The sequence below is a fragment of the Kitasatospora sp. NPDC059160 genome, from assembly GCF_042755465.1.
GTDB lineage: Bacteria > Actinomycetota > Actinomycetes > Streptomycetales > Streptomycetaceae > Kitasatospora.
The window spans coordinates 49,129-71,915 of sequence record NZ_JBHZCN010000004.1 but is presented as its reverse complement, the minus strand read 5'-3'; the positions used below and the strand labels follow the sequence as shown (position 1 = coordinate 71,915).

Here is a 22,787-nt window from a genome sequence, read left to right as displayed (position 1 = left end):
GGACTCAGTGGCGCGGAGCGCCGCGGCCCCGCAGCACGTTGGAGGCCCGGCGCTCCCGCGCTCCCCAGCACGCCCGGTGCCAGTGCCGCCGGTCGTCCACCCCGGCGCCGTGCATCGGCCAGGCCACCACGTGGCCCACCCCGGGCGGGATCTCCTGGTCGCAGCCCGGGCAGCGGTAGAACCGTCCCGACGTCCCGGCGACCGTCTGCACCACCCAGTCGTCACCCTGGTAGTTCTCGGTGCGGCGCAACGATCCGCCCAGCGGGGCGGCGGCCGGTTCGGCGTTCTCGCGGTCGGCGGCGCTGTTGATCCGGTTGCGGCGGGGCACGGCGGACTGCCTCTCTTCCGGGGGCTCGAAGTCGCTCCAGCCTACGGGTGTCAAACCCTTTTATTGGCCCCTATCACGGCTTCGGCCGACCCGTCCGGGGTTTTTGCCGAGATCCACCCGATCATCGGGGAAATTCGGGGTTCCGCGTGCCATTGGCACATGACATCGGATACCCACGAGTGGACAGGCGGGGCCCGCAGACCCTGCGTGCACCCGAGGAGGCCCCCAGGATGACCAAGACCAGCCCGCGCGCCGAGACCCGCCGACCCGTCGGCGTGCGCCCACCCGCCCCGGGTCCGGCGCTCACCTGCGTACCGCCGCTGGCCGTCACCGGCGAACCGCTGACCGCCGCCCAGCGCACCGGCGCACTGCCGCCCGACACCGCCCCGGTACGGGTCGGCGCGTTCCTGCTGTCCGCGCAGTTCCCCGGGCAGAGCCACGGCGAGGTGCTGGAGCGCACCGTCCGGGCCACCGTCGAGGCGGAACGCGCGGGCCTGGACAGCGTCTGGCTGGCCGAGCACCACTTCGTCCCGTACGGGGTCTGCCCGGACGCCGCCACCCTCGCCGCGCTGCTGCTCGGCCGCACCCGCCGGATCGGCATCGGCACCGCCGTCAGCGTGCTCTCCACCAGCCACCCGGTGGCGCTCGGCGAGCAGGCCGCGCTGCTGCACCTCACCTCCGGCGGGCGCTTCACGCTCGGGGTGGGCCGCGGCGGGCCGTGGATCGACCTGGACGTGTTCGGCAGCGGCGTGGACGCCTTCGAGAACGGCTTCCCGGAGCGGCTGGACCTGCTGCTGCGCTGGCTGCGCGGCTCCCGGGTCGGCGCGGACGGACCGCAGTTCTCCTTCCCCGAGGTCGCGGTGGTGCCGCGGGCCACCGAGCCGGTGCGCCGGCCGGGCCTGGGCAGCTGGCTCGGCCTGGACGAGCCGACCGGCCCGGTGCGCTTCCCCCGCCAGCGCCAGGACGCCGACGGCCTCGCCGAGGAACGCGACCGCACCGGACGGCCGGTGGCCGGCCCGCCGGTGGTGGTCGCCTGCACCTCCCCGGGCGGGGTGCGGCTGGCCGCCGAGCGCGGCCTGCCGATGCTGCTCGGCATGCACTCCGGCGACGAGGACAAGGTGCGGATGCTGGAGCTCTACCGCACCGCCTGGCTGGCCGCCGGGCGCGGCGAGGAGCAGCTCCGCCGGGTGACCCGCCAGCACGTCGCGGCGGGCGTGGCCCAGGTGGACGACCGCACCTCGGCCGCCCGGGCCACCCTGCTGAACGCGATGCCCGGCTGGTTCGAGTACGGGCTCGGCGCCCACCGCACCGTGGACGGCCGCGAACGCAAGATGCGCGACCCGCACCAGTACACCGAACTGCTCTGCGACCTGCACGCGGTGGGCACCCCGAAGCAGTGCGCCGACCGGCTGCTGGCCACCGCCGAGCGCACCGGCATCCGCCGCTTCGCCCTGCTCGCGGAGGGCAGCGGCGACCGCGAGGCGACCCTGCACAACATCGCCCGGCTCGGCTCCGAGGTGCTGCCGCAGCTGGGCTGACCGCCGGCCCGGACCGCCGCCCCTCCCCCCGCACCGGGGGACGGGGGCGGCCGGCTCCGGCCGGATCAGCAGTCCCGCAGCTCCTCGGACTGGTTGAGCAGCTGCTCCCGGACGGAGGTGAAGCGGTCGTACCGCGCCTCGTTGGCCTCCGACGGCACGAACACCGCCACCCGGTGACAGTTCTGGAAGGCCAGCCGGACACCGAAGTGGCGCTGCAGGGCGCCCCGGATGGCATCGCTGGCCAGGGCGCGCAGCAGCTGGCCGCGGGCCTGCTCGCTGGGCGGCGGCACCTGGTTGTCGGCGAAGTCGGTACCGTCGACCTTCGCCTGGGCGACCAGCGAGCTGATCAGGTCCCAGGCGTACGGCAGCGAGACGCGGACGCAGTCGACGAATTCCCGCTCGTCGACCTCGCCCCGCTCGGCCTTTTCCAGCAGGGCCGGTGAGACGTCGAGCGACATGGATTCTCCTCTCGCGGTCCACCCGCGCGGCGCCCGGGTGGTCATGCGTAGTCCAAGCTCACAGTGAGGGTGGGCGAAATCGCAGGAGGTGTCCGGAACACCGTCGGACCGGGGTTTCCGGCACCTGTTGCGAAGGCGGCGGCGCCACGGGACGTGACGTCCTGAACACCGACCGCGTCAGAACAGCGTGGCAGTCAACGGCGGAGCAGGCCGGTCGTTCCTGCGGATTGCTCCGGAAATACGCCGTGGTGCACCAGATTGGCCTGATCCCGTCGGATCGTTCATCTGAAGTCTCCGTCCCCGTTGACAGCGACCCCGCATCCGTAGCGTCACACACCGTAGCGACCCCGGGGGGCGTACGCCAGAGCGCGGCGAGCGGCGGCGGGTCCGCCGAACCTCCATGTTCGCGGGGTTCGCGCTTTCTTCACCCGGTCGTCTCGGAATCGCATCAACTGGCCCCGGTGGGCTAGCGTGGTCGACCGTGCGTCTCGTAATTGCCCGCTGCTCAGTCGACTATGCCGGTCGGCTCTCCGCCCATCTGCCCTCCGCCACCAGGCTCATCCTGGTCAAGGCCGACGGCAGCGTCAGCATCCACGCCGACGACCGCGCCTACAAGCCGCTCAACTGGATGTCCCCGCCGTGCGCCCTCAAGGAGGCCGACGGGGTCTGGACGGTGGTGAACAAGGCCGGCGAGAAGCTCATCATCACGCTGGAGGAGGTGTTGCACGACTCCTCCCACGAACTCGGGGTGGACCCCGGCCTGATCAAGGACGGCGTCGAGGCGCACCTCCAGGAGCTGCTCGCCGACCGGATGGAGGTGCTCGGCAGCGGCTGGTCGCTGATCCGCCGCGAGTACCCGACCGCGATCGGCCCGGTCGACATCCTCTGCCGCGACGCCGACGGCGCCACCGTCGCCGTCGAGATCAAGCGGCGCGGCGAGATCGACGGCGTCGAACAGCTCACCCGCTACCTCGAACTCCTCAACCGGGACCCGCTGTTGGCCCCGGTCAAGGGCGTCTTCGCCGCACAGGAGATCAAGCCCCAGGCCCGCGTCCTGGCCACCGACCGGGGCATCGGCTGCGTGGTGCTGGACTACGACGAGCTGCGCGGCATCGACGACGACAAGCTCAAGCTGTTCTGACCGGTCACGGGGACTTCGTCCCCGTCGGGGACGGGGTGGCCGGACCGGTCGGCACGGCCGGGGTCGTCGCGGGTGCGGTCGGCGTCGCCGAGCCGGTCGGCTGGCTCGGCGACGGCGAGTTGCCGCTCCCGCCACCGGTGCCGCCGCCGGTCTGACCACCGCCGCCGTTGCCCCCGCCGTTGCCGCCCCCGCCCGACCCGCCGGGCTTCTGCCCCGGCGGCTGCTCCGACGGCTGCGGCTGTCCCGGGCCGGGCTGCTGCGACTGCTGCGGGGCCGCCGACCCGGTGGCCCCCGGCGAGGCGCTCGACCGCTTCGACGGCGTGGCGCTCGGCGCGTGCGAGGCACTGCCGCTCGCCGAGGGCTCCGTACCGGCCGCCGTCCCCGCCGGGGCACCCGGCTCGGTGCCGCCCGTCCCGGCCGTGCCCGGGGAGGCGTCGGGGGACGGCGCCGGCACCGGCGCGTTGCCGGTGTCCCCGACCTGGTCCAGCTGAGCGTGCGGGTCCTTCCCCTGGTGCTCCTCGGGCCCGGCGAGGCTCATCGCCACCGCCGTGCCGAGCACCCCGAAGGTGAGCAGGGCCGCGGAGGCCACCACCACCTTGCGCCGCCGCCCGGCCCGGGCCCGGGCCTTGAGGCCGGCCGGCACCCGGGCGGCGATCTTCCGGATCACCGGTCCGCGGCCCGACGCCGCCGGGGTCGCGGCGGCCGGCAGCTGACGGCCGTCGGCGCGCAGCAGGTCGATCATCCGGCCCGCGGCGGCCACCCCGCGCGGCTCCCCCGCGGTGGCCCGCAGGGTCAGGGCGGTCTCCAGTTCGGCGATCGCCCGGGAGGGCTGCCGCAGGCAGATCGCGAGCACGCCCGCCTCGTGGTGGAACCAGGCCTGGTCGACCGTCGAACCGGTCCGCCGGGCCGCCTCCAGGCCGAGCTGGAGGACCCGCTCCCAGGCGCCCCAGCGCAGCGCCAGCGCCAGTGCGGGGGCGGCGGCCCGGGCCAGTCGGACGACCGCCTCGTGCCGCCCCGCCGTCCGGTCCGCGAGCAGCACGCCGATCAGCACCTCGGCCTCGGCGGCGATCTGCGCCAGCGACACCGAGCTGTGCCCGACCCACCAGGCGAAGTGCTGGGCGGCGCCGTCCACGCAGCCGCGGGCCGGCCAGTGCGGGGCGAGCAGGTCGAGCGCCCCGGCGGTCAGCCGGTGGTGCCCGCCGATGGACACCGCGAGCCCGGCGTCGGCGAGTTCGGCCAGCGCGCTCTCGCCCTGGCCGACGTCGATCAGCGCGGGCAGGTGCGGCGCGGTGGGGCACTCGCCGCCGAGCGCGACGGCCAGCCGCAGCACGGCCTGCGCGGCCTCGCCGAGCCCTTCGGCGAGCCGGACGGCGGGCGAGGCGGTCTCGGCGACCGAGGGCAGCGGCACGGTGCGCCGCAGCGCGTTCTCCCGGATCGCCGGGTCGGGGTCGTGGGCGGGCTCCTCGACCGCGCCGAAGACGTCCCGCCGGTCCTCCTCGGCGGCGACCAGCGCGTCCACCGAGACGTCCCGCTGGCGCAGCAGCGCGGCGGCCTGGACGAAGCGCAGCGGCAGGCCCTCGGACTCGAACCAGAGGTCGACCGCCCAGGCCTTCTCGGCCACGTCCAGCGGCCGCCCGGCGAGCCGGGCGGTGAGGGCCAGACAGGCGGGCCGGGAGAGGCCGGGGACGAGGTGGTCGCGCAGCCGGGAGTCGGCGGGCAGCACCGGGCCGCCGGGGGCGACCGAGATCAGGAAGGCGCAACCGGGGGCGGCGGCGAGCAGCTCCTCCAGGTCGTCCCCGGCGGGCTCGGCCTCGTCGATCACGACGACCGCGCCGACCCCGGCGAGGTGGGCGGCCAGTTGGCCCGGGTCGGGGCGGTAGCCGGGGGCGTGGTGGGTGGCCGCGAAGAGGTCCTGGAGCAGGTCGGCGGCGGTGCGGCGGTGGCCGCAGAGCTGGACGACGCCGCCGGGGGCGAGGTCGGCGGCGGCCGCGGCGACGGCCGACAGCAGGGTGCTGCGGCCCGAGCCGGCCTGGCCGACCAGGCGTATCGAGCGGCCCTCGGCGAGCAGGCCGAGGAGTTCGGCGATGTCGGCCTCGCGGTCGAGCAGCGGCAGGTCGGTGGGGCCGGCGCCGAGGGCGAGCGGGCCGACCGCCCGGCCGACGCCGCCGACCGGGCCGCGGGCGGGCTCGCTGCGTTCGATCCGGCGCGGGCGGGGCCGCCACTCCTCCGGACAGGGCCGGGCCTCGGAGCCGTCCGGGGCGCCGACGCCGACCAGCAGGCCGCCGGAGACCAGTTCGCCGCCGCGGGTGCGGGCGGCCTCCTGCCGGAACTCCCCGGATGGCTGTGCCACGTTCTGCTCCGCATCGTGTTCGGCCGCCGGCGCCCCGCGCCGGCCGGCACACGTCTCGGTCGCGGCCGCGGGCGGGCTGTGGGCAGCCGGCCCCGGGCGGCCGTCATCTGACGGGCAGACTCTCGCACATCCGGGCCCGGCCGTGCAGTGCGGTCCCGGTGCGGGGAAGGTGAAGGCCGGAGGCGCCGGTCGGGCCCGGCCCGGTCAGGAGGGCGGCCCGAGGGGCGCGCGAACGGGCGTGCGGCATGTTCCGCGAGCCGCTCCGTACGCCCCCGGAACGGGCGTCAGGAGGCCTGGACCTCGGGGATCCCGCCGTCGACGGCGAGGATGCGGTGCAACTTGGTGGCCACCAGCAGCCGCTGGAGCTGGGCGGGGACGGCCCGCAGCACGAGCCGGCGGCCGATCCGGCCGGCCCGCCGGTGGGTGCCCATGATCACGCCGAGGCCGGTGGCGTCCCAGAACTCCAGCCGGCCGAGGTCGAGCACGAGGTCGCCGAGGCCGCCGTCCACGGCCTGGTGCAGCCGGGCCCGCGCGTCGGCGGCGGTGCGCACGTCGAGGCGGCCTTCGATGGCCAGCGCCGTGTGGTCGCCGGTGATGCGCATGCTCTCCTCCTTCGCCTGGGTGGTCTGGTGCGGGGCGGGTCCGGCCCCGGCCGGGACGGACCGGGAGGCGGGACGGCCCCTGGATCGGAGTGGGAGGGCCCGGGCGGAACGCCTGCGACGGCTCGGCTCGCGCCCGGCCCCGGTCGGAGTGCCGGGTTCCCTCATCTGACGGTGGAGCAGCGCCGCAGGTTGCTGGTTTCCGCCCTGATCTGAAGCAACTTCACTCGTCCGAGGGAATATACGCAGGAACTCTCCACACCTACGCTCGATTACCGCCCAAATCACCCGTCTGCGGCACCGGGCGTGAGGAAACTCACCCGGCCCGGTACGGCGGGCCGTACGATGCCCCGATCGCACGGCCCACCAGGGCGTTCGCTCAGTCCCGCGGGCTCACTTGCCCTCGTACGGGTAGAAGCCGCGGCCGCTCTTGCGGCCGAGGTCACCGGCCGTGACCATGCGGGCCATGATCTCCGGGGCGGCGAACTTCTCGTCCTTGGTCTCGGTGTAGATGTTGTGGGCGGCGTGCAGCAGGATGTCGACGCCGGTCAGGTCGGCGGTCTGCAGCGGGCCCATCGCGTGGCCGAAGCCGAGGCGGCAGGCGGTGTCGATGTCCTCGGCGGTGGCGACGCCCGACTCGTACAGCTTGGCGGCCTCGACGACCAGCGCGGTGATCAGGCGGGTGGTGATGAAGCCCGCCACGTCGCGGTTGACCACCACGACGTCCTTGCCGACGCCCTCGGCGTACGCGCGGGCGGCGGCCAGCGTCTCGTCGCTGGTCTTGTAGCCGCGGACCAGCTCGACCAGCTTCATCATCGGGACGGGCGAGAAGAAGTGGACGCCGACGACCGACTCCGGCCGCCGGGTGACGGCGGCGATCCGGGTGATCGGGATGGCGGAGGTGTTGGAGGCGAGGACGGCGCCGTCCTTGGCGAGCTTGTCCAACTCGCGGAAGACGCCCTCCTTGACCTCCAGGTTCTCGAACACGGCCTCGACCACGATGTCGGCCTCGGCGACGGCGCCCAGGTCGGTGGTGGTGGTGATCCGGCCCAGCGCGGCCTCGGCGTCCTCGGCGCTCAACTTGCCCTTCGAGACGAACTTCTCGTACGAGGCGCGGATGCCGGCCAGACCCCGCTGCAGCGCCTCCTCGGTCACGTCCCGCAGCACCACCGGGTGGCCGGCCTGCGCGGACACCTGGGCGATGCCGGCGCCCATCAGGCCGGCACCGATCACGGCGATCTGCTTGCTGGACGCATTGCTCATGGCTGGGTCTCCCGACGCCGTCGCCGCCCTGCGGGCGGGCCCTGAAGGCGGCTCAGGGCAGGGGTCGCCGCCAAGGAGCCGCATTGCTCTGGCGGGGACTCTAATGCCCAGATCGCCCGTGCCATAGCAATCGGGAGTGTGATCTGCAACCGACCTGGTCACCCGACCAGGATGGTCGTCAGATGGTCAGACCGAGGTCCTGGGCGAGGATCGCCGCCTGCACCCGGCTGCGCAGCCCCAGCTTCGCCAGGATCCGGCTGACGTGGGTCTTGGTGGTCGCCTCCGCCATCTCCAGCCGGAGCGCGATCTCCCCGTTGGACATCCCCGCCCCGAGACAGGCCAGCACCTCCCGCTCACGCGCGGTCAGGCCCGTCACCGCCGTCCGGGCCTCCGGTCCGACCGGCCGCCCGGGGCGGGCGAAGGTGCCGATCAGCCGCCTGGTCACCGAGGGCGCGAGCATGCCGTCCCCGCGCGCCACCGTGCGGATCCCCTCGACCAGGGTGTCCGCCTCCAGGTCCTTGAGCAGGAAGCCCGCCGCGCCGGCCCGCAGCGCGCCGTAGACGTACTCGTCCAGGTCGAAGGTGGTCAGCACCAGCACCTGGGCCGCGCCGGCGTCCACCACCTGGCGGGTCGCCGAGACGCCGTCCAGCCGGGGCATCTGCACGTCCATCAGCACCACGTCGGGGCGCAGCTCCAGGGCCAGCCGGACGGCCTCCTGCCCGTCGGCGGCCTGCCCGACCACCTCGAACCCGGGCTCGGCCCGCAGGATCATCACCAGCGCCGCCCGCACCGCCGCCTGGTCCTCGGCCACCAGTACCCGGATCGTCATGCCCGCCCCCCGCTCTCCCGGCCGCGCGGCAGCTCCGCACGCACCCTCCAGTACCCGTCCCGCGGCCCGGCCTCGAAGCTGCCGCCGAGCAGCGCGGCCCGCTCCGACATCCCCACCAGCCCGGCCCGGGCGCCGGGCAGTTCGCGGCCCGGCCCGCCGCGGTACGGGCTGTCGACCGCGATCCGCAGCGCGTCCGGGCCGAACTCCAGCCGCAGTGCGACCAGTCCGGGCCCGGCGTGCTTGAGCGCGTTGGTCAGCGACTCCTGCACGATCCGGTAGGCGGCCAGCCCGACCGGCACCGGGAGGTCGCCGCGCTCGCCGCTCTCGGTCAGCTCGAAGTCCAGTCCGACGTCCTGCCCGGCGGCCCGGGCCCCCTCCAGCAGGGCGTCCACCGCGGCGAGGTCGGGGGCCGCGTACGACTCGTCGGCCTCTCCCCCGCCGCTGTCCCGGAGCAGCCCGATCATGCGGCGCATTTCGGCCAACCCCTGGACGCTGTTCTCCCGGATCACCGCCAGCACCTCGACCAGCGGATCGCCCTCCGGCAATCGCCGCCGCCGGGCGGCCGACTGGGCGCCGGTGGCGTGGATCGCGATCGCCGACAGGTGGTTGGCCACCACGTCGTGCAACTCCCGCGCCATCCGGGCGCGTTCGGCGACGACCGCCTCGCGCCGGTCCATCTCCGAGAGCAGCGCGGTCTGTTCGGCCCGCAGCCGCTCGTTCTCCGCCTGCTCCCGGTGCTTGCGCACCAGGTCCCCGGTCCACACCGGCGCCAGGAACACCAGCGAGGCGACCACCACGACCAGCAGCCCGGCCGAGGTCCCGGCGACGTACCAGACCAGGCTGGAGAGCACCAGCACGGTCGCGCCGCCGGTCAGGTGCAGCACCCGCGACATCCGGCCGGTGCCGTAGAGCACCGCCGCGTACAGCAGGTCGGTGTACATGATCGTGGTCGCCAGCAGGCTGCCGGCGACCAGGCTTCCCGCGAAGGCCAGCCCGCCCAGCGACACCGCCAGCACCGGCCGGGTCCGCCGGACCAGTTCCAGCCCCGCCATCACCAGCAGCGGGGCCGTGACGGCCCACAGCGGCAGCCGGTCCGCCCGGTCGTAGACCTTGAAGGCGATCAGCACCGCGCCGCCGAGCAGCCCGCTCAGGGCGATCAGCCGGTCCATCCGGCGCGGGGCGAGGGAGGGTACGAGCACGCCCCCCATCTCACCATCCCCGGCGGCCCGCCCGGCTCCGGTGCGCGGAGGAGGCCGCTACATCGAAAGGTGCAGGCCCGGACGGCACCGGGCGACGACGACAACAGCGCGCCCGCGCACGAGGCTGGGGACACCGTCGGAACGACCGGGAGCAGAAAGTGATCGTCACCCTCATCGTCGCGGCCGAGATCTCCTGGTGGATCGTGCTCGGCCTCGCCCTCTCCGCCCGCTACCTGCTGCGGATGCGCCGCACCAGCACCGTGCTGCTGATCGGCCTGCCGGTGGTGGACCTCGCCCTGTACGCCCTCACCGTGCTGAACCTGCGCGGCGGCGCGCAGGCGGGCTGGACGCACGCCCTGGCCGCGAGCTACGCCGGCTTCTCGGTCGGCTACGGCCCCTCGCTGGTCGCCTGGGCCGACCGGCACTTCCTGCACCGCTTCGCCGGCGGCCCCGCGCCGCTGCCCTCGCCCACGTACGGCCCGGAGCGGACGGCGCACGAGTGGCGGATCGCCCGCCGGACGGTCGTCTCCGCCGTGATCACCCTGGCCCTGATCAGCCTGCTCGTCCCGCTGTCGGCCGGATCCGCCCACTTCGGCACCTTCGCCCAGTGGTACTGGAAGCTGGGCATCGCGGCCGTGGTCAACGTGGTCGTGGCCGGCTGCTTCTCGCTCTGGCCCAAGGAGGCGCCGGCGGGCGTCACCGTGATGGACGGCCGGGTGGTCGAGCGGCCCGCCCCGGAGAAGGCGTCCCAGGACGCCTCCTAGGGCAGGCCCTAGCGGTTCTCCCCCGGCACCCAGAGCACGTCGCCGCGCTCCTTGTTGGCCACCCGGGCCAGGATGAACAGCAGGTCGGACAGCCGGTTGAGGTACTTCGCGGTCAGCGGGTTGACGGAGTCCCCGTACGCGTCGATCGCCGCCCAGGTCGAGCGCTCGGCCCGCCGCACGACCGTGCAGGCCAGGTGCAGGTGGGCGGCGCCGGGGGTGCCGCCGGGGAGGATGAAGCTGCGCAGCTTCTCCACCTGCTCCAGGTAGTGGTCGCAGTCCCCCTCCAGCCGGTCGACGTAGGACTGCAGCACCCGCAGCGGCGGGTACTTCGGGTCCTCGACCACGGGCGTGGAGAGGTCGGCGCCGACGTCGAACAGGTCGTTCTGGACCCGGACGAGCACGGCCGCGACGTCCTCGGGCAGTGCGCCGACCGCGAGGGCCACCCCGATCGCCGCGTTCGCCTCGTTGGCGTCGGCGTACGCCATCAGCCGCGGGTCGGTCTTGGTGGTCCGGCTCATGTCGCCGAGCGCGGTGCTGCCGTCGTCCCCGGTACGGGTGTAGATGCGCGTCAGATTGACCATGCGGCCAGCCTAGCCGGGCACGTTAGGCGACGTTAACCCTTTGCCCGGGGGGAGCCGCCTCCAGCCAGGCCAGGAAGCCGGTGAGCGCGTCCTCGCTCATCGCCAGCTCCAGCGGCGCCCCGTTGTGCAGGCAGCGCAGCACCACCGAGCCGGAGAGCAGCGCCAGCTCCTCCTGGCCCTCCGGGTAGCGCCGGCCGAGGACCTCGATCTCCCGGCGGGGCAGGACCTTGCGCGGGCGGGGGGCGTACGAGAAGACCCGGAACCACTCGATCGAGTCGCCGCTGTACCGGCCGATACCAAAAACCCACCCCTTGCCGTCGGTCGGTGGGACCGGGGCGGAGGTGGGCTTGCCGTTCTCGTCGAGGTCGGGCTGCGTCGAGGCGTCGGCGGGCATTTTGAGCCGGTAACTGCAGTCGAACGTGCCGCCGACCCGCTGGATCAGGCGGCGGCGTACGGCGAAGGCCATCAGGCCGATCACTCCCAGCGCCACGACCGCCGCACACACCACAAGCGCGAGGACCATGCTCACCTACCTCCTCGCTACCCGCGTTCCCCGTTTCACGGCCGTCCCGGACGGCCGCGCTGACCTACCAACTACGACGACAGTCCCGGGGTCACGCTCGCGCGTCCCCGGGACCGTCGGTCGACCCCGCCAAGTCGGGGTCCGGCACACTCAGGCGTGGGCCTTGAGGCCGCGCGCCGCGAACAGCCGGACCTCGGCGCGACGCTCGGCGTGCGCGTCCAGGTCGGACTTGGCCTCCTCCAGCGCGCGCTCGGCACGCGCGACATCGATCTCGTCCGCCAGCTCGGCGATCTCCGCGAGCAGAGACAGCTTGTTGTCGGCGAAGGAGATGAAGCCGCCGTGCACCGCGGCGATGACGGTGCCGCCGTCCACCGTGCGGATGGTGACCGGACCGGTCTCCAGCACGCTCAGCACCGGGGTGTGGCCCGGCATGATGCCGGTGTCACCGGAGGCCGTACGGGCGACGACGATGGTGGCCGCACCGGACCACACCTTGCGGTCGGCTGCGACCAGCTCGACGTGCAGCTCAGCCAACGTGGGCTCCTAGGCTCATGCAACCCCCGATTACTCGGGAGTTTCGGTAAGAATAACGGCCCCGCGCCTCCGGCATGAAACCGGCGGCACGGATTTGACCGGAATCACAGCCGATGTGCCGCGAGGGGTGGTCCCCAGGCTCGGGGGCCACCCCTCACGGTCACTCAGCTGCTACCGGCCGCGATTACTTCTTCGCCAGCTCGGCGGCGTTCTTCTCGAGGTCCTCGATGCCACCGCACATGAAGAAGGCCTGCTCCGGAACGGAGTCGTACTTGCCGTCGGCGATCGAGTTGAAGGCCTCGATGGTCTCCGACAGCGGCACGGTCGAACCCTCGACACCGGTGAACTGCTTCGCCACGTAGGTGTTCTGCGAGAGGAAGCGCTCGATGCGACGGGCACGGTGGACCGTGATCTTGTCCTCTTCGGACAGCTCGTCCATACCGAGGATGGCGATGATGTCCTGGAGGTCCTTGTACTTCTGCAGGATCCCCTTGATACGGACGGCCGTCTCGTAGTGGGTCGCCGTGATGTACCGCGGGTCGAGGATGCGGGACGTGGAGTCCAGCGGGTCGACGGCCGGGTAGATGCCCTTCTCCGAGATCGGGCGCGACAGAACGGTCGTCGCGTCCAGGTGGGCGAAGGTGGTGGCCGGGGCCGGGTCGGTCAGGTCGTCCGCGGGGACGTAGATCGCCTGCATCGAGGTGATCGAGTGACCGCGGGTCGAGGTGATGCGCTCCTGGAGGAGGCCCATCTCGTCGGCCAGGTTCGGCTGGTAGCCCACCGCGGAGGGCATGCGGCCGAGCAGGGTCGACACCTCGGAACCGGCCTGGGTGAACCGGAAGATGTTGTCGATGAAGAGGAGCACGTCCTGCTTCTCGACGTCACGGAAGTACTCCGCCATGGTCAGCGCGGAGAGCGCGACGCGCAGACGGGTGCCCGGCGGCTCGTCCATCTGGCCGAAGACCAGCGCGGTCTTGTCCAGGACGCCCGAGTCGACCATCTCGTCGATGAGGTCGTTGCCCTCACGGGTGCGCTCGCCGACGCCGGCGAACACCGACACACCACCGAAGTTCTCGGCGACGCGGTAGATCATCTCCTGGATCAGAACGGTCTTGCCGACACCGGCACCACCGAACAGACCGATCTTGCCACCCGTGACGTACGGGGTGAGCAGGTCGATGACCTTGATGCCGGTCTCGAACATCTCGGTCTTGGACTCGAGGTCCTTGAACTCGGGGGCCTTGCGGTGGATCGGCCAGCGGACCTCGACCTGCTTGTCGAACTCCGCCTTGTCGACGTTCAGCACGTCACCGAGGGCGTTGAACACCTTGCCCTTGGTGATCTGGCCGACCGGCACCGAGATGGCGGAGCCGGTGTCGGTGACCTGCGAACCGCGGACCAGGCCGTCGGTCGGCTGCATCGAGATGCCGCGGATCAGGCCGTCGCCGAGGTGCTGGGCGACCTCGAGGGTGAGGGTCTTCTTGCCCGAGCCGTCGGGGTTGTCCACCTCGACGTGCAGGGCGTTGAACATGTCCGGAATCGCGTCGACGGGGAACTCCACGTCGACGACCGGGCCGATGACCCGCGCGACGCGGCCCGTCGCCGTGGTCGGCTCAACAGTGGTGGTCATACTCATTCGCTCCCGCGGCTAGCGTCGGCGAGGGCGTTGGCGCCGCCGACGATCTCGCTGATTTCCTGGGTGATCTCGGCCTGACGGGCCGAGTTGGCAAGCCGCGTGAGCGACTTGATGAGCTCGCCGGCATTGTCCGTCGCGCTCTTCATCGCGCGGCGGCGGGCGGCGTGCTCGGAAGCGGCCGACTGCAGCAGCGCGTTGTAGATCCGGCTCTCGACGTACCGCGGCAGCAGCGCGTCGAGCACGCCCTCCGCCGACGGTTCGAAGTCGTACAGCGGGAAGATCTCCGACTTGGCCGGCGTCTGGTCGCTGAGCTGGACCTCGTCCAGCTTCAGCGGCAGCAGCCGCGCCGCGACCGCGTCCTGCGTCAGCATGGACACGAACTCGGTCGAGACCACGTGGAGTTCGTCCACGCCGCCGGTCTCGGCCGTGAAGGCCTCGATCAGCTCGGCCGCCACCGTCTTCGCGTCGCCGTAGGTCGGCTTGTCCGAGAAGCCCGTCCACGAGTTCCCCACCGCCAGGTTGCGGAAGGTGTAGTACGACAGACCCTTCCGACCGACGATGTAGGTCACGACGTCCTTGCCCTCGCCGCGCAGGCGCTCGGAGAGCGTCAGCGAGGCCTTGATGGCGTTGGACGAGTAACCGCCGGCCAGGCCGCGGTCCGCCGTGATCAGCAGGACCGCCGCGCGGGTGGCGTTCGGGTTCTCGGTGGTGAGCGGGTGCTTGGCGTTGGACCGGGTGGCCACCGCCGTCACCGCCCGGGTGAGCTCATCGGCGTACGGAGCGGAGGCCGCCACCGCGCGCTGCGCCTTGCCGATGCGCGCCGCGGAGATCATCTCCATCGCCTTGGTGATCTTCTTCGTCGCGGTGACAGAGCGGATCCGGCGCTTGTAGACCCGAAGCTGTGCTCCCATGGGTCGTTACGTCCTTTCCCTCGCTACCGGACTCAGGCCTGCTCGGAGAGCAGCTTGCCGTCGGCGGTCTGGTACCCCTGCTTGAACGACTCGATCGCGCCGGTCAGGGCGTCGACGGTGCCGTCGGCCAGCAGGCCGGTCTCGACGATGCCGGCGAGCAGGTCCTTGTGCTGCAGGCGGACGAAGTCGAGGAACTCGCGCTCGAAGCGGCGGATCTCCGCGACCGGGACGTCGTCCAGCTTGCCGGTGGTGCCGGCCCAGATGGAGACGACCTGCTCCTCGACCGGGAACGGCTGGTACTGGCCCTGCTTGAGCAGCTCGACCATGCGCGCACCGCGCTCCAGCTGGGCCTTGGAGGCCGCGTCCAGGTCTGAGCCGAAGCCGGCGAAGGCCTCCAGCTCACGGTACTGGGCGAGGTCCAGGCGCAGACGGCCGGCGACCGAGCGCATGGCCTTGATCTGGGCGGAGCCACCGACGCGGGAGACCGAGATGCCGACGTTCACGGCCGGGCGGATGCCGGCGTTGAACAGGTCGGACTCCAGGAAGCACTGGCCGTCGGTGATGGAGATGACGTTGGTCGGGATGTACGCCGAGACGTCGTTGGCCTTGGTCTCGATGATCGGCAGACCGGTCATCGAGCCGCCGCCGAGGGCGTCGTTCAGCTTCGCGCAGCGCTCCAGCAGGCGGGAGTGCAGGTAGAAGACGTCACCCGGGTAGGCCTCGCGCCCCGGCGGGCGGCGCAGCAGCAGGGAGACGGAACGGTAGGCCTCGGCCTGCTTCGACAGGTCGTCGAAGATGATCAGGACGTGCTTGCCGTCGTACATCCACTCCTGGCCGATGGCCGAACCGGTGTACGGCGCCAGGTACTTGAAGCCGGCCGGGTCGGACGCGGGAGCGGCCACGATGGTGGTGTACTCCAGCGCGCCGGCCTCCTCCAGGGCGCCGCGGACGGACGCGATGGTGGAGCCCTTCTGGCCCACGGCGACGTAGATGCAGCGGACCTGCTTCTCCGGGTCGCCCGAGCGCCAGTTGTCGCGCTGGTTGATGATCGTGTCGACGGCCACCGCGGTCTTGCCGGTCTGGCGGTCACCGATGATCAGCTGACGCTGGCCACGGCCGATCGGGGTCATCGCGTCGATGGCCTTGATACCGGTCTGCAGCGGCTGCTTGACCGACTTGCGGGCCATGACGCCGGGGGCCTGCAGCTCAAGGGCGCGACGGCCGCTGGCGGCGATCTCGCCGAGGCCGTCGATCGGGTTGCCCAGCGGGTCCACGACGCGGCCGAGGTAGCCGTCGCCGACCGGAACCGAGAGGACCTCGCCGGTGCGGCGCACGGTCTGGCCCTCTTCGATACCGCCGAACTCACCGAGGACGACGACACCGATCTCGCGGGTGTCGAGGTTCAGCGCGAGGCCGAGCGTGCCGTCCTCGAACTTCAGCAGCTCGTTCGCCATGACCGAGGGCAGGCCCTCGACATGCGCGATGCCGTCCGCCGCGTCAGTGACCGTGCCGACCTCTTCCACAGAAGCGGCGTCCGGCTGGTACGACTGGACAAAGTCGGCCAGCGCGTCCCGGATCTCCTCCGGACGGATCGTAAGCTCCGCCATCAGGCTTCCCTGCTCTCCTAGTTTGCGATCCTCGGCCCGCCGTTGAGGGCCGGCCGCAAGTACTCGACTCTCGGCCGGGTCGTATGAACCGGCCGTACGTTTTGCCGACTCCTTGGGGAGCCGGTTTCCCGACCGAGGGTCGGATGTGCTGCTCGGTCCTGCTCAGCCTTCGAGCGACTGGCGAGCGCCTTCGAGGCGGCTCGACACGGTGCCGTCGATGATCTCGTCGCCGATCTGCACCCGGACACCACCGACGACCTCGGGGTCGACGTCGATGTTCAGGTGGACCTGGCGGCCGTACATCCGGCCCAGAGCACCGCTGAGACGCTCCTTCTGGGTGTCCGACAGCGGCACCGCGCTGGTGACCAGGGCCACCATGCGGCCGCGACGCGCGGAGGCGAGCTTCGAGTAGGACTCGAGGCCCTGCTCCAGGCTACGACCACGCGGCGCGTTGACGAGGGCGGTGACCAGCCGCACGGTGCCCGCGTTGGCGCGGCCGCCGAGCAGCTTGTTGATCAGCGCGGTCTTCGCGACGGCGCCGGCCTTCGGCTCGGTGAGCGCGGCGCGCAGCTCGTGCGAGCCGCTCACCACCCGGCCGAAGCGGAACAGCTCGTCCTCGACGTCGTCCAGGGTGCCGGCCTTGTCCGCGGCGATGACCTCGGCGTAGGCGGCGAGCTCCTCGGTCGCGTCCACCAGGTCACGCGCACCCGACCAGCGGGACCGGACCAGGCCGGAGACCAGGTCGACGGTCTCGCCCGAGACCTGACCGGTCAGCAGCGAGGTGACCAGCTGGGCCTTGTCCTGACCCGACCGGGACGGGTCGGTCAGGACGCGGCGCAGCGACACCTCGCGGTCCAGCACGACCGTGACGGCGGCGAGCTCCTCGGCCAGCTTCGCCGCGTCCACCGAGGTGGAGTCGGTCAGGCTGTCCAGGTTCTTCCGGCCGGCGGCGAGCGCCTCGCGGCTGGCGCCGATCACTTGGCCGCGCCCTGAGCCACGGTGGCCTTGGCCTCGAGCTCGTTCAGGAAGCGGTCGATCACGCCGCTCTGCCGGGCGTTGTCCTCGAGGGACTCGCCGACGATGCGGGAAGCCAGCTGGGTGGCCAGCGAACCCACGTCCTGACGCAGGGCGGCAGTCGCCTGCTTCTTGTCGGCCTCGATCTGGGCGTGGCCGGCGGCGACGATGGCCTCGCGCTGACGCTGGCCCTCCTCGCGCATCTCGGTGAGCTGGGCGGCGCCCTGCTCGCGAGCCTGCTCGACGATGCGGGCGGCCTCGTGGCGCGCCTCGGCGAGCTCGGCGCGGTACTGCTCAAGCAGGGCCTGGGCCTCGGCCTGAGCGGCCTCGGCACGCTCCATGCCGCCTTCGATGGCGTCCCGACGCTCCGACAGCACCTTCTCGATGCTGGGGAGGAGCTTCTTGCCGAGCAGACCGAAGACGATGAAGAAGCAGAGCAGGCCGATGATGACCTCGGGCCACGCGGGAAGCAGGGGGTTCATCTTCTCCCCCTCCTCCGCGAGGTTAGCCACGAAACTCATATCTGGACCTTCCTCGAAAGGGTCTAACGGCGGGGAATTACTTGCCGGCGCCGAAGACGAACGGCATGACGATGCCGATGAGGGCGAGCGCCTCGGTCAGCGCGAAGCCGATGAACATGTTGGAGCGGATCAGGCCGGCAGCCTCGGGCTGACGGGCCATGGCCTGGACACCGTTACCGAAGATGAGACCAACACCGATGCCGGGGCCGATCGCGGCGAGGCCGTAACCGATCGAGGCGACGGAACCGTAGACCTCAGCGAGGTTCTGCATTTCAGCTTGTCCTTTGCGGGGTGGTGGACCGGTGGTGGTTGGCCACCGGGCGTTCGGGAGGGGAAGCAGCCGGGGCTGCGAGGCTCAGTGCGCTTCTTCCAGGGCACCGGCGATGTAGCTGCTGGCCAGCATCACGAAGATGTAGGCCTGCAGGAACTGCACCAGCAGCTCGAAGGCGGTGAGGCCGACGGCGACCACGAAGGAGGCCGAGCCGTACAGCGCGCCCAGGGTCGGGCTGAGCAGGTACCAGGAGGCGACGGAGAACATCACGACCAGCAGGTGGCCCGCGAACATGTTCGCGAAGGCTCGGACCGCCAGGGTGAAGGGGCGCACGAAGATGTTCGAGAAGAACTCGATCGGGACCAGGATGAACATGACCCAGCCGGGGATGCCCGACGGCCAGCAGAGGTTCTTCAGACCGCCGACGAAGCCGTGCTTCTTGAAGGTCAGCGTCATGTAGGTGATCCACACGACCGCGGCCAGGCCCGCGGGGAAGGCGATCGACGCCGTCACCGGGAACTGCGCGAACGGGATGATCGACATGATGTTCATCAACCAGACGAAGAAGAACATCGAGACCAGCATCGGAACGTACTTCTCGCCGTTCTTGCCGATCGTCTCCATCACGATGGAGCGCTTGACGAAGTCGTAACCGATCTCGCCGACCAGCTGCAGCTTGCCGGGGACCAGTCGCGGCTTGGCGAAGGCGGCCCAGAAGAACACGACGACCAGCAGCGCGACGATGATCGACAGCAGCATCGGCTTGTTGAAGTCGATGCCGCCGACCGAGAAGATCGGCTTGAACTGGAACTCGTTCAGACCCGGGGCCGGGAAGCCGCAGCCAGCGTCCCCGAAGTGGCAACTGCCTGAGGCGAGGGACGTGAGTTCAGCACTCACCACGGACTCCTTCGTCGTGACGCATGGTTACGGCAACCTCGGTGTGTCGGCGTGGCCTGCGACCACGGAGCGGCACTGGAACTTGATGGGTATCTCGCCGACCCCGCACGACGGCGCGCTGCGCTGCTGCGGGATCATCGAAGACTGCGCGGGTCCGGGGGGCGATCAGTCCGCGATCCGGACAGACCAGGCCTCTTCCCGTACTCCGTTGTTGCGACGGACGATAGCAGCCCGTCAGTGCGGCATAAACACCGCCCCCCTCGTTGGGGGGACAGTTGGGCCTCGTCACTGTTGACGACCCTTGTCGGAGGGCTTGTCACCCTTGCTTTCCGAGGCGTGAGGGTCGACGTAGAACATCTTGGCCTTGAGTGCGCCGCGCACCTGGAAGCCGGTGAAGATCAGCACGCAGCCGATCAGCGTGAACGCGAAGGTCTGCCGGTTGAAGAGGTCGGTGTCCTTGAAGACCGCCAGGACGATGCCGACCAGCAGGATCTGGGTGGTGTACACCAGCAGCGCCGCGGCCATCATGATCTGCGGGTTCGACCTGGTCAGCCGGTCGAGCGCGATCTGGCCGGAGCTGAAGAAGGCCAGGACGAGCAGGGCGCCGAAGAGGGCGCCGAGCAGGCCCTTCCCACCGGCGACGGCGAAGGAGATCGCCATGGCGATGATCCCGGCGACCGCAGTGGGAATCGCGGCGCCTCGGAGGACCCGGGCGTCGGGGGACGGCATGTCGGCAGCTCCGGCGGCATGTCGATGTGGCGGGGGACGGGCACAGATGGTGGCGGGGTGACACCGGACCGAGTGGCCGCCGCCGGACCGCCCGCGGTGAGCGGCGGATCCGTCGAAGGAGACCGACCAGGGACGGAAGTCCTCCACCTGTCAGGTCTTTCGGCGCGTTCTCGGTACTCGTGAACGGTATCACAAACTATTTGATGAGAGCTTTACCATGAATGTGTGGCTCCTGTCACACCGATGGCGCAACGAATCCGCCGTACGGGTGAGCCCATTTGACGGATCGTCAACTTCGGTGTCACCGGCGGCCGGTGGCCTTGTGGTGGTCGGCGGACGCGGAGGACCCGTGGCCCGCTTCACCCAGAAGTTGCTTGTCCTTCGCCGACAGTTCGGCCATCGGGGCGGACGACGAGCGCCGCCGGTACCGCGGCGGGACGAAGGACTGCACCGCCCGGGGCGCCCGCGGCCGGAACCGCGGCGTCAGCAGGACCACCAGGCCGACCAGGCAGAGCCCGGCGAGGGTCAGCACCACCGTGCGGCCGGTCTTGGTCACCGAGAAGGCGACCGTGCCGAAGGCGATCAGCGCGGCCCAGAAGTACATGATCAGCACGGCCCGGCTGTGCGAGTGCCCGACCTGGAGCAGCCGGTGGTGCAGGTGGCGCTTGTCGGCGGCGAACGGGGACTGGCCGGCCCAGGTGCGGCGCACCACCGCGAGCAGCAGGTCGGCCAGCGGCAGCGCGATGACCGTCAGCGGCAGCAGCAGCGGGATGTAGATCGGCACCAGGGTGTGCACGGTGGCGGTCTGCGAACCGGTCTCGCTGTTGATCAGGTCCGGGTCGACCCGGCCGGTGATCGAGATCGCGGCGACGGCCAGCATCAGGCCGAGCATCATCGAGCCGGAGTCGCCCATGAAGATCCGCGCGGGGTGCATGTTGTGCGCCAGGAAGCCCAGGCACATGCCGATCAGCAGCACGCTGAACAGCACGGCGGGGGCCGCGTCGGAGATCGTGTAGCCGTACCAGAGCCGGTAGCTGTACAGGAAGAAGGCCATCGCGGCGATGCAGACCATGCCGCCCGCCAGGCCGTCCAGCCCGTCGATGAAGTTCACCGCGTTGACCATGACGACGACCAGGGTGACCGAGATGACCATGCCCTGGGTCGGGCTCACCGCGACCGAACCGACGCCGGGCACCGGGAGGCTGATCACCGTGACGCCCTGCCAGACCATCACGCCGGCGGCGATCATCTGGCCGCCCAGCTTGACCAGGGCGTCCACGCCCCACTTGTCGTCCAGCACCCCCAGCAGGAACATGATCCCGGCGCCGGACAGCAGCGCGCGGATGTCACTGCCCCCGTTGAACACCTTGCTCAGGTTGTCCAGCTGGGAGGCGACCAGGATGCCCGCGCACAGTCCGCCGAACATCGCGATGCCGCCGAGCCGCGGAGTGGGCTCGCGGTGCACGTCGCGGGCGCGGACCGGGGGCATCGCGCCCGCCGCGATGGCGAACTTCCGGACCGGACCGGTCAACAGGTAGGTGACGGCAGCGGTGCAGAACAGCACCAGCAGATACTCACGCACCACTGGCCTCCTGCATCACTGTCGAACGGGGAGGTACCGAAGGTACTCCCCTGCCTTCCCGGGGTTCGAGGTGCGTCGCCACGGCACACACCTTATTGAGTCGGACGCCCGTGACGTGCATCGCGGTTCGCTCTCCCGGGTAGGAGATCCGAATACCTGTGGACCCGCGGGCCTCAGACTCCCCCGGCGAAGGCCGCCGCCAGCTCCCGGACCCGCGCCGCGACCGGCCCCGGGGCCTCCCCGGCGAGCAGCCGGGCGATCAGGGCGGCGATCGCGGTCAGCTCCGCCTCCCCCATCCCCTGGCTGGTCACGGTGCCCGTGCCCAGCCTGATCCCGGAGGTGTCGGCGGCCGGCGCCGGGTCGTACGGCAGTGCGCACTTGCCGAGCAGCAACCCGGCCGCCGCGCAGCGCCGTTCGGCCTCCGCGCCGGTCACGCCGAGCGGGCTGACGTCGGCGGTCACCAGGTGGGTGTCGGTACCGCCCGTCAGAGGGCGCATTCCGGCCTCTGCGAGCCCCCTGGCGAGCGCCTGCGCCCCGGACACCGCCCGCTGGGCGTACGCCCGGTAGGCGGGCGTCCCGGCCTCCGCGAGGGCCACCGCCTTGCCGGCCACCTCGTTCATCGCCGCGCCGCCCTGGCTGAACGGGAACACCGCCCGGTCGATCCGCTCGGCCAGCTCCGCGGTGGACAGCAGCAGACCGCCGCGCGGGCCGCGCAGCAGCTTGTGGGTGGCGGCCACCGTGACGTCCGCGTACGGCACCGGGGAGGGCGCCACACCGGCCGCGACCAGGCCGGTGGTCTGCGCGACGGAGGCGATCAGATAGGCGTCCACCTCGTCGGCGATCTCCCGGAAGGCCGCCCAGTCCGGGTGCCGGGGGTGGGAGATCGAGCCCGCCACGACGGCCTTCGGGCGGTGCCGCCGGGCCAGCTCGCGCACCTGGTCGAGGTCGATCAGGCCGTCGTCCGCGCGCACGCCGTAGCCGGTGAACTCGAACCAGCGGCCGGAGAAGTTGGCCCGCGAGCCGCAGCTGAGGTGGCCGCCGTGCTCCAGCGACATCGCCAGCACCCCGTCACCGGGCCGCAGCAGCGCCGCGTAGGCCGCGAGCATCGCCGAAGTCGCCGAGCGGGGCTGGACGTTGGCGTGCGGCGCGGCGAACAGCGCGCGGGCCCGGTCGATCGCCAGCAGCTCCGCGGCGTCCGCCAGCGCGCAGCCGGTGTGGTGCCGGCGGCCGGGGTAGCCCTCGGCGTACTTGTCGATCAGCGGCCCGGTCAGCGCCGCCAGCACGGCGGGCGAGGTGAGGTTCTCCCCCGCCAGCAGCTGGATCGTTTCGGCGCGCCGCTCGGACTCGGCGGCCAGCAGGTCGGCGATCTGCGGATCCGCCCGGTGCAGCGCCTCGGACGCCCACGGGCGCCCCGTCGTCGTGGTCGGGCCGGTCGCGGCATCGGTGACGGTCATGGCAGGGCTCCCGGGCGCGGCAGGGACGGTGCCCCCAGCGTAGGACCGCCGCCCCCGT

23 protein-coding genes are annotated in these 22,787 nt (G+C 71.8%); 3 read left to right on the top strand and 20 right to left on the bottom strand.

What is annotated here, in order from left to right:
* Positions 1–4 precede the first annotated feature (4 nt).
* Positions 5–328: an ATP/GTP-binding protein gene (locus tag ACFXOZ_RS02735; protein ID WP_375892951.1), complete on the bottom strand. Its 324-nt coding sequence runs from the start codon at positions 326–328 to the stop codon at positions 5–7.
* A gap of 230 nt (positions 329–558) precedes the next feature.
* Between ACFXOZ_RS02735 and ACFXOZ_RS02730 the strand changes: the two genes are divergently transcribed.
* Entirely contained in the window at positions 559–1,866 is a 1,308-nt protein-coding gene (locus tag ACFXOZ_RS02730) for an LLM class flavin-dependent oxidoreductase (RefSeq protein WP_375892953.1), read from the top strand.
* Positions 1,867–1,931: 65 nt separating this feature from the next.
* Here the strand turns inward: ACFXOZ_RS02730 and ACFXOZ_RS02725 are convergent, their stop codons facing one another.
* A complete protein-coding gene (locus ACFXOZ_RS02725) occupies positions 1,932–2,324 on the bottom strand; it encodes an SCO5389 family protein (protein ID WP_350504362.1) in 393 nt (130 codons plus the stop codon).
* 481 nt (positions 2,325–2,805) lie between these two features.
* Between ACFXOZ_RS02725 and nucS the strand changes: the two genes are divergently transcribed.
* Entirely contained in the window at positions 2,806–3,465 is a 660-nt protein-coding gene (nucS, locus tag ACFXOZ_RS02720; protein WP_188306031.1) for an endonuclease NucS, read from the top strand.
* Between the two features lie 4 nt (positions 3,466–3,469).
* Here the strand turns inward: nucS and ACFXOZ_RS02715 are convergent, their stop codons facing one another.
* The 5 genes from ACFXOZ_RS02715 to ACFXOZ_RS02695 all read right to left on the bottom strand — a co-directional run bounded on the left by ACFXOZ_RS02715 (position 3,470) and on the right by ACFXOZ_RS02695 (position 9,714).
* Positions 3,470–5,815 (bottom strand): ATP-binding protein, encoded by a 2,346-nt coding sequence (locus ACFXOZ_RS02715; RefSeq protein WP_380586793.1) that lies wholly within the window; start codon positions 5,813–5,815, stop codon positions 3,470–3,472.
* Positions 5,816–6,099: 284 nt separating this feature from the next.
* Positions 6,100–6,417, bottom strand: a complete 318-nt coding sequence (locus ACFXOZ_RS02710) for an STAS domain-containing protein (protein WP_375892956.1) — start codon at positions 6,415–6,417, stop codon at positions 6,100–6,102.
* 390 nt (positions 6,418–6,807) lie between these two features.
* Complete coding sequence (locus ACFXOZ_RS02705; RefSeq protein WP_380522000.1) at positions 6,808–7,677, bottom strand: 3-hydroxyacyl-CoA dehydrogenase family protein; 870 nt, start codon at positions 7,675–7,677, stop codon at positions 6,808–6,810.
* A gap of 178 nt (positions 7,678–7,855) precedes the next feature.
* Positions 7,856–8,506 (bottom strand): response regulator, encoded by a 651-nt coding sequence (locus ACFXOZ_RS02700; protein WP_375892959.1) that lies wholly within the window; start codon positions 8,504–8,506, stop codon positions 7,856–7,858.
* Entirely contained in the window at positions 8,503–9,714 is a 1,212-nt protein-coding gene (locus ACFXOZ_RS02695; protein ID WP_380586791.1) for a sensor histidine kinase, read from the bottom strand. The genes ACFXOZ_RS02700 and ACFXOZ_RS02695 overlap by 4 nt, the downstream gene beginning before the upstream one ends.
* 149 nt (positions 9,715–9,863) lie before the next feature.
* Here ACFXOZ_RS02695 and ACFXOZ_RS02690 point away from each other — a divergent pair, with 149 nt between their 5' ends.
* On the top strand, positions 9,864–10,469 hold the full coding sequence (locus ACFXOZ_RS02690) for a hypothetical protein (protein WP_380586788.1): 606 nt from the start codon (positions 9,864–9,866) through the stop codon (positions 10,467–10,469).
* An 8-nt stretch (positions 10,470–10,477) separates the two neighbouring features.
* Here the strand turns inward: ACFXOZ_RS02690 and ACFXOZ_RS02685 are convergent, their stop codons facing one another.
* From ACFXOZ_RS02685 to glyA, 13 genes are all read right to left on the bottom strand, one after another.
* On the bottom strand, positions 10,478–11,050 hold the full coding sequence (locus ACFXOZ_RS02685; protein ID WP_360233640.1) for a cob(I)yrinic acid a,c-diamide adenosyltransferase: 573 nt from the start codon (positions 11,048–11,050) through the stop codon (positions 10,478–10,480).
* A 22-nt stretch (positions 11,051–11,072) separates the two neighbouring features.
* Positions 11,073–11,573: a DUF2550 domain-containing protein gene (locus ACFXOZ_RS02680; RefSeq protein WP_030057523.1), complete on the bottom strand. Its 501-nt coding sequence runs from the start codon at positions 11,571–11,573 to the stop codon at positions 11,073–11,075.
* Positions 11,574–11,723: 150 nt separating this feature from the next.
* Positions 11,724–12,107, bottom strand: a complete 384-nt coding sequence (locus ACFXOZ_RS02675) for a F0F1 ATP synthase subunit epsilon (protein WP_375892967.1) — start codon at positions 12,105–12,107, stop codon at positions 11,724–11,726.
* Positions 12,108–12,291: 184 nt separating this feature from the next.
* On the bottom strand, positions 12,292–13,737 hold the full coding sequence (atpD, locus tag ACFXOZ_RS02670; protein WP_375892969.1) for a F0F1 ATP synthase subunit beta: 1,446 nt from the start codon (positions 13,735–13,737) through the stop codon (positions 12,292–12,294).
* Between the two features lie 2 nt (positions 13,738–13,739).
* Complete coding sequence (locus ACFXOZ_RS02665) at positions 13,740–14,654, bottom strand: F0F1 ATP synthase subunit gamma (protein ID WP_375892970.1); 915 nt, start codon at positions 14,652–14,654, stop codon at positions 13,740–13,742.
* Positions 14,655–14,686: 32 nt separating this feature from the next.
* Positions 14,687–16,261: a F0F1 ATP synthase subunit alpha gene (gene atpA / locus ACFXOZ_RS02660; RefSeq protein ID WP_375892972.1), complete on the bottom strand. Its 1,575-nt coding sequence runs from the start codon at positions 16,259–16,261 to the stop codon at positions 14,687–14,689.
* A 162-nt stretch (positions 16,262–16,423) separates the two neighbouring features.
* Positions 16,424–17,239 (bottom strand): F0F1 ATP synthase subunit delta, encoded by an 816-nt coding sequence (locus tag ACFXOZ_RS02655; RefSeq protein ID WP_380522011.1) that lies wholly within the window; start codon positions 17,237–17,239, stop codon positions 16,424–16,426.
* The gene (locus ACFXOZ_RS02650; protein WP_375892975.1) at positions 17,236–17,796 is read right to left on the bottom strand and encodes a F0F1 ATP synthase subunit B; all 561 of its coding nucleotides are present in this window, start codon (positions 17,794–17,796) and stop codon (positions 17,236–17,238) included. The genes ACFXOZ_RS02655 and ACFXOZ_RS02650 overlap by 4 nt, the downstream gene beginning before the upstream one ends.
* Before the next feature lie 37 nt (positions 17,797–17,833).
* The gene (gene atpE, locus ACFXOZ_RS02645) at positions 17,834–18,067 is read right to left on the bottom strand and encodes an ATP synthase F0 subunit C (protein ID WP_350504378.1); all 234 of its coding nucleotides are present in this window, start codon (positions 18,065–18,067) and stop codon (positions 17,834–17,836) included.
* Positions 18,068–18,151: 84 nt separating this feature from the next.
* Positions 18,152–18,964 carry a F0F1 ATP synthase subunit A gene (gene atpB / locus ACFXOZ_RS02640; protein WP_375892976.1) on the bottom strand — a complete coding sequence of 271 codons (813 nt, stop codon included), beginning with the start codon at positions 18,962–18,964 and terminating at the stop codon, positions 18,152–18,154.
* A 285-nt stretch (positions 18,965–19,249) separates the two neighbouring features.
* Positions 19,250–19,693, bottom strand: a complete 444-nt coding sequence (locus ACFXOZ_RS02635; protein ID WP_375892977.1) for a hypothetical protein — start codon at positions 19,691–19,693, stop codon at positions 19,250–19,252.
* Positions 19,694–19,994: 301 nt separating this feature from the next.
* Positions 19,995–21,275: an MraY family glycosyltransferase gene (locus ACFXOZ_RS02630; RefSeq protein WP_375892979.1), complete on the bottom strand. Its 1,281-nt coding sequence runs from the start codon at positions 21,273–21,275 to the stop codon at positions 19,995–19,997.
* 173 nt (positions 21,276–21,448) lie between these two features.
* Complete coding sequence (glyA, locus tag ACFXOZ_RS02625) at positions 21,449–22,729, bottom strand: serine hydroxymethyltransferase (protein WP_380522015.1); 1,281 nt, start codon at positions 22,727–22,729, stop codon at positions 21,449–21,451.
* Between the last annotated feature and the right edge of the window lie 58 nt (positions 22,730–22,787).

Bases quoted from the DNA above. Each gene is read 5' to 3' on its own strand.
- ACFXOZ_RS02665 (WP_375892970.1), bottom strand. From the start codon at position 14,654: ATGGGAGCACAGCTTCGGGTCTACAAGCGCCGGATCCGCTCTGTCACC.
- ACFXOZ_RS02730 (WP_375892953.1), top strand. From the start codon at position 559: ATGACCAAGACCAGCCCGCGCGCCGAGACCCGCCGACCCGTCGGCGTG.
- glyA (WP_380522015.1), bottom strand. From the start codon at position 22,729: ATGACCGTCACCGATGCCGCGACCGGCCCGACCACGACGACGGGGCGC.
- ACFXOZ_RS02650 (WP_375892975.1), bottom strand. From the start codon at position 17,796: ATGAGTTTCGTGGCTAACCTCGCGGAGGAGGGGGAGAAGATGAACCCC.
- atpE (WP_350504378.1), bottom strand. From the start codon at position 18,067: ATGCAGAACCTCGCTGAGGTCTACGGTTCCGTCGCCTCGATCGGTTAC.
- ACFXOZ_RS02725 (WP_350504362.1), bottom strand. From the start codon at position 2,324: ATGTCGCTCGACGTCTCACCGGCCCTGCTGGAAAAGGCCGAGCGGGGC.
- ACFXOZ_RS02710 (WP_375892956.1), bottom strand. From the start codon at position 6,417: ATGCGCATCACCGGCGACCACACGGCGCTGGCCATCGAAGGCCGCCTC.
- ACFXOZ_RS02635 (WP_375892977.1), bottom strand. From the start codon at position 19,693: ATGCCGTCCCCCGACGCCCGGGTCCTCCGAGGCGCCGCGATTCCCACT.
- atpD (WP_375892969.1), bottom strand. From the start codon at position 13,737: ATGACCACCACTGTTGAGCCGACCACGGCGACGGGCCGCGTCGCGCGG.
- ACFXOZ_RS02700 (WP_375892959.1), bottom strand. From the start codon at position 8,506: ATGACGATCCGGGTACTGGTGGCCGAGGACCAGGCGGCGGTGCGGGCG.
- ACFXOZ_RS02680 (WP_030057523.1), bottom strand. From the start codon at position 11,573: ATGGTCCTCGCGCTTGTGGTGTGTGCGGCGGTCGTGGCGCTGGGAGTG.
- ACFXOZ_RS02685 (WP_360233640.1), bottom strand. From the start codon at position 11,050: ATGGTCAATCTGACGCGCATCTACACCCGTACCGGGGACGACGGCAGC.
- atpA (WP_375892972.1), bottom strand. From the start codon at position 16,261: ATGGCGGAGCTTACGATCCGTCCGGAGGAGATCCGGGACGCGCTGGCC.
- ACFXOZ_RS02705 (WP_380522000.1), bottom strand. From the start codon at position 7,677: ATGAGCAATGCGTCCAGCAAGCAGATCGCCGTGATCGGTGCCGGCCTG.
- ACFXOZ_RS02695 (WP_380586791.1), bottom strand. From the start codon at position 9,714: ATGGGGGGCGTGCTCGTACCCTCCCTCGCCCCGCGCCGGATGGACCGG.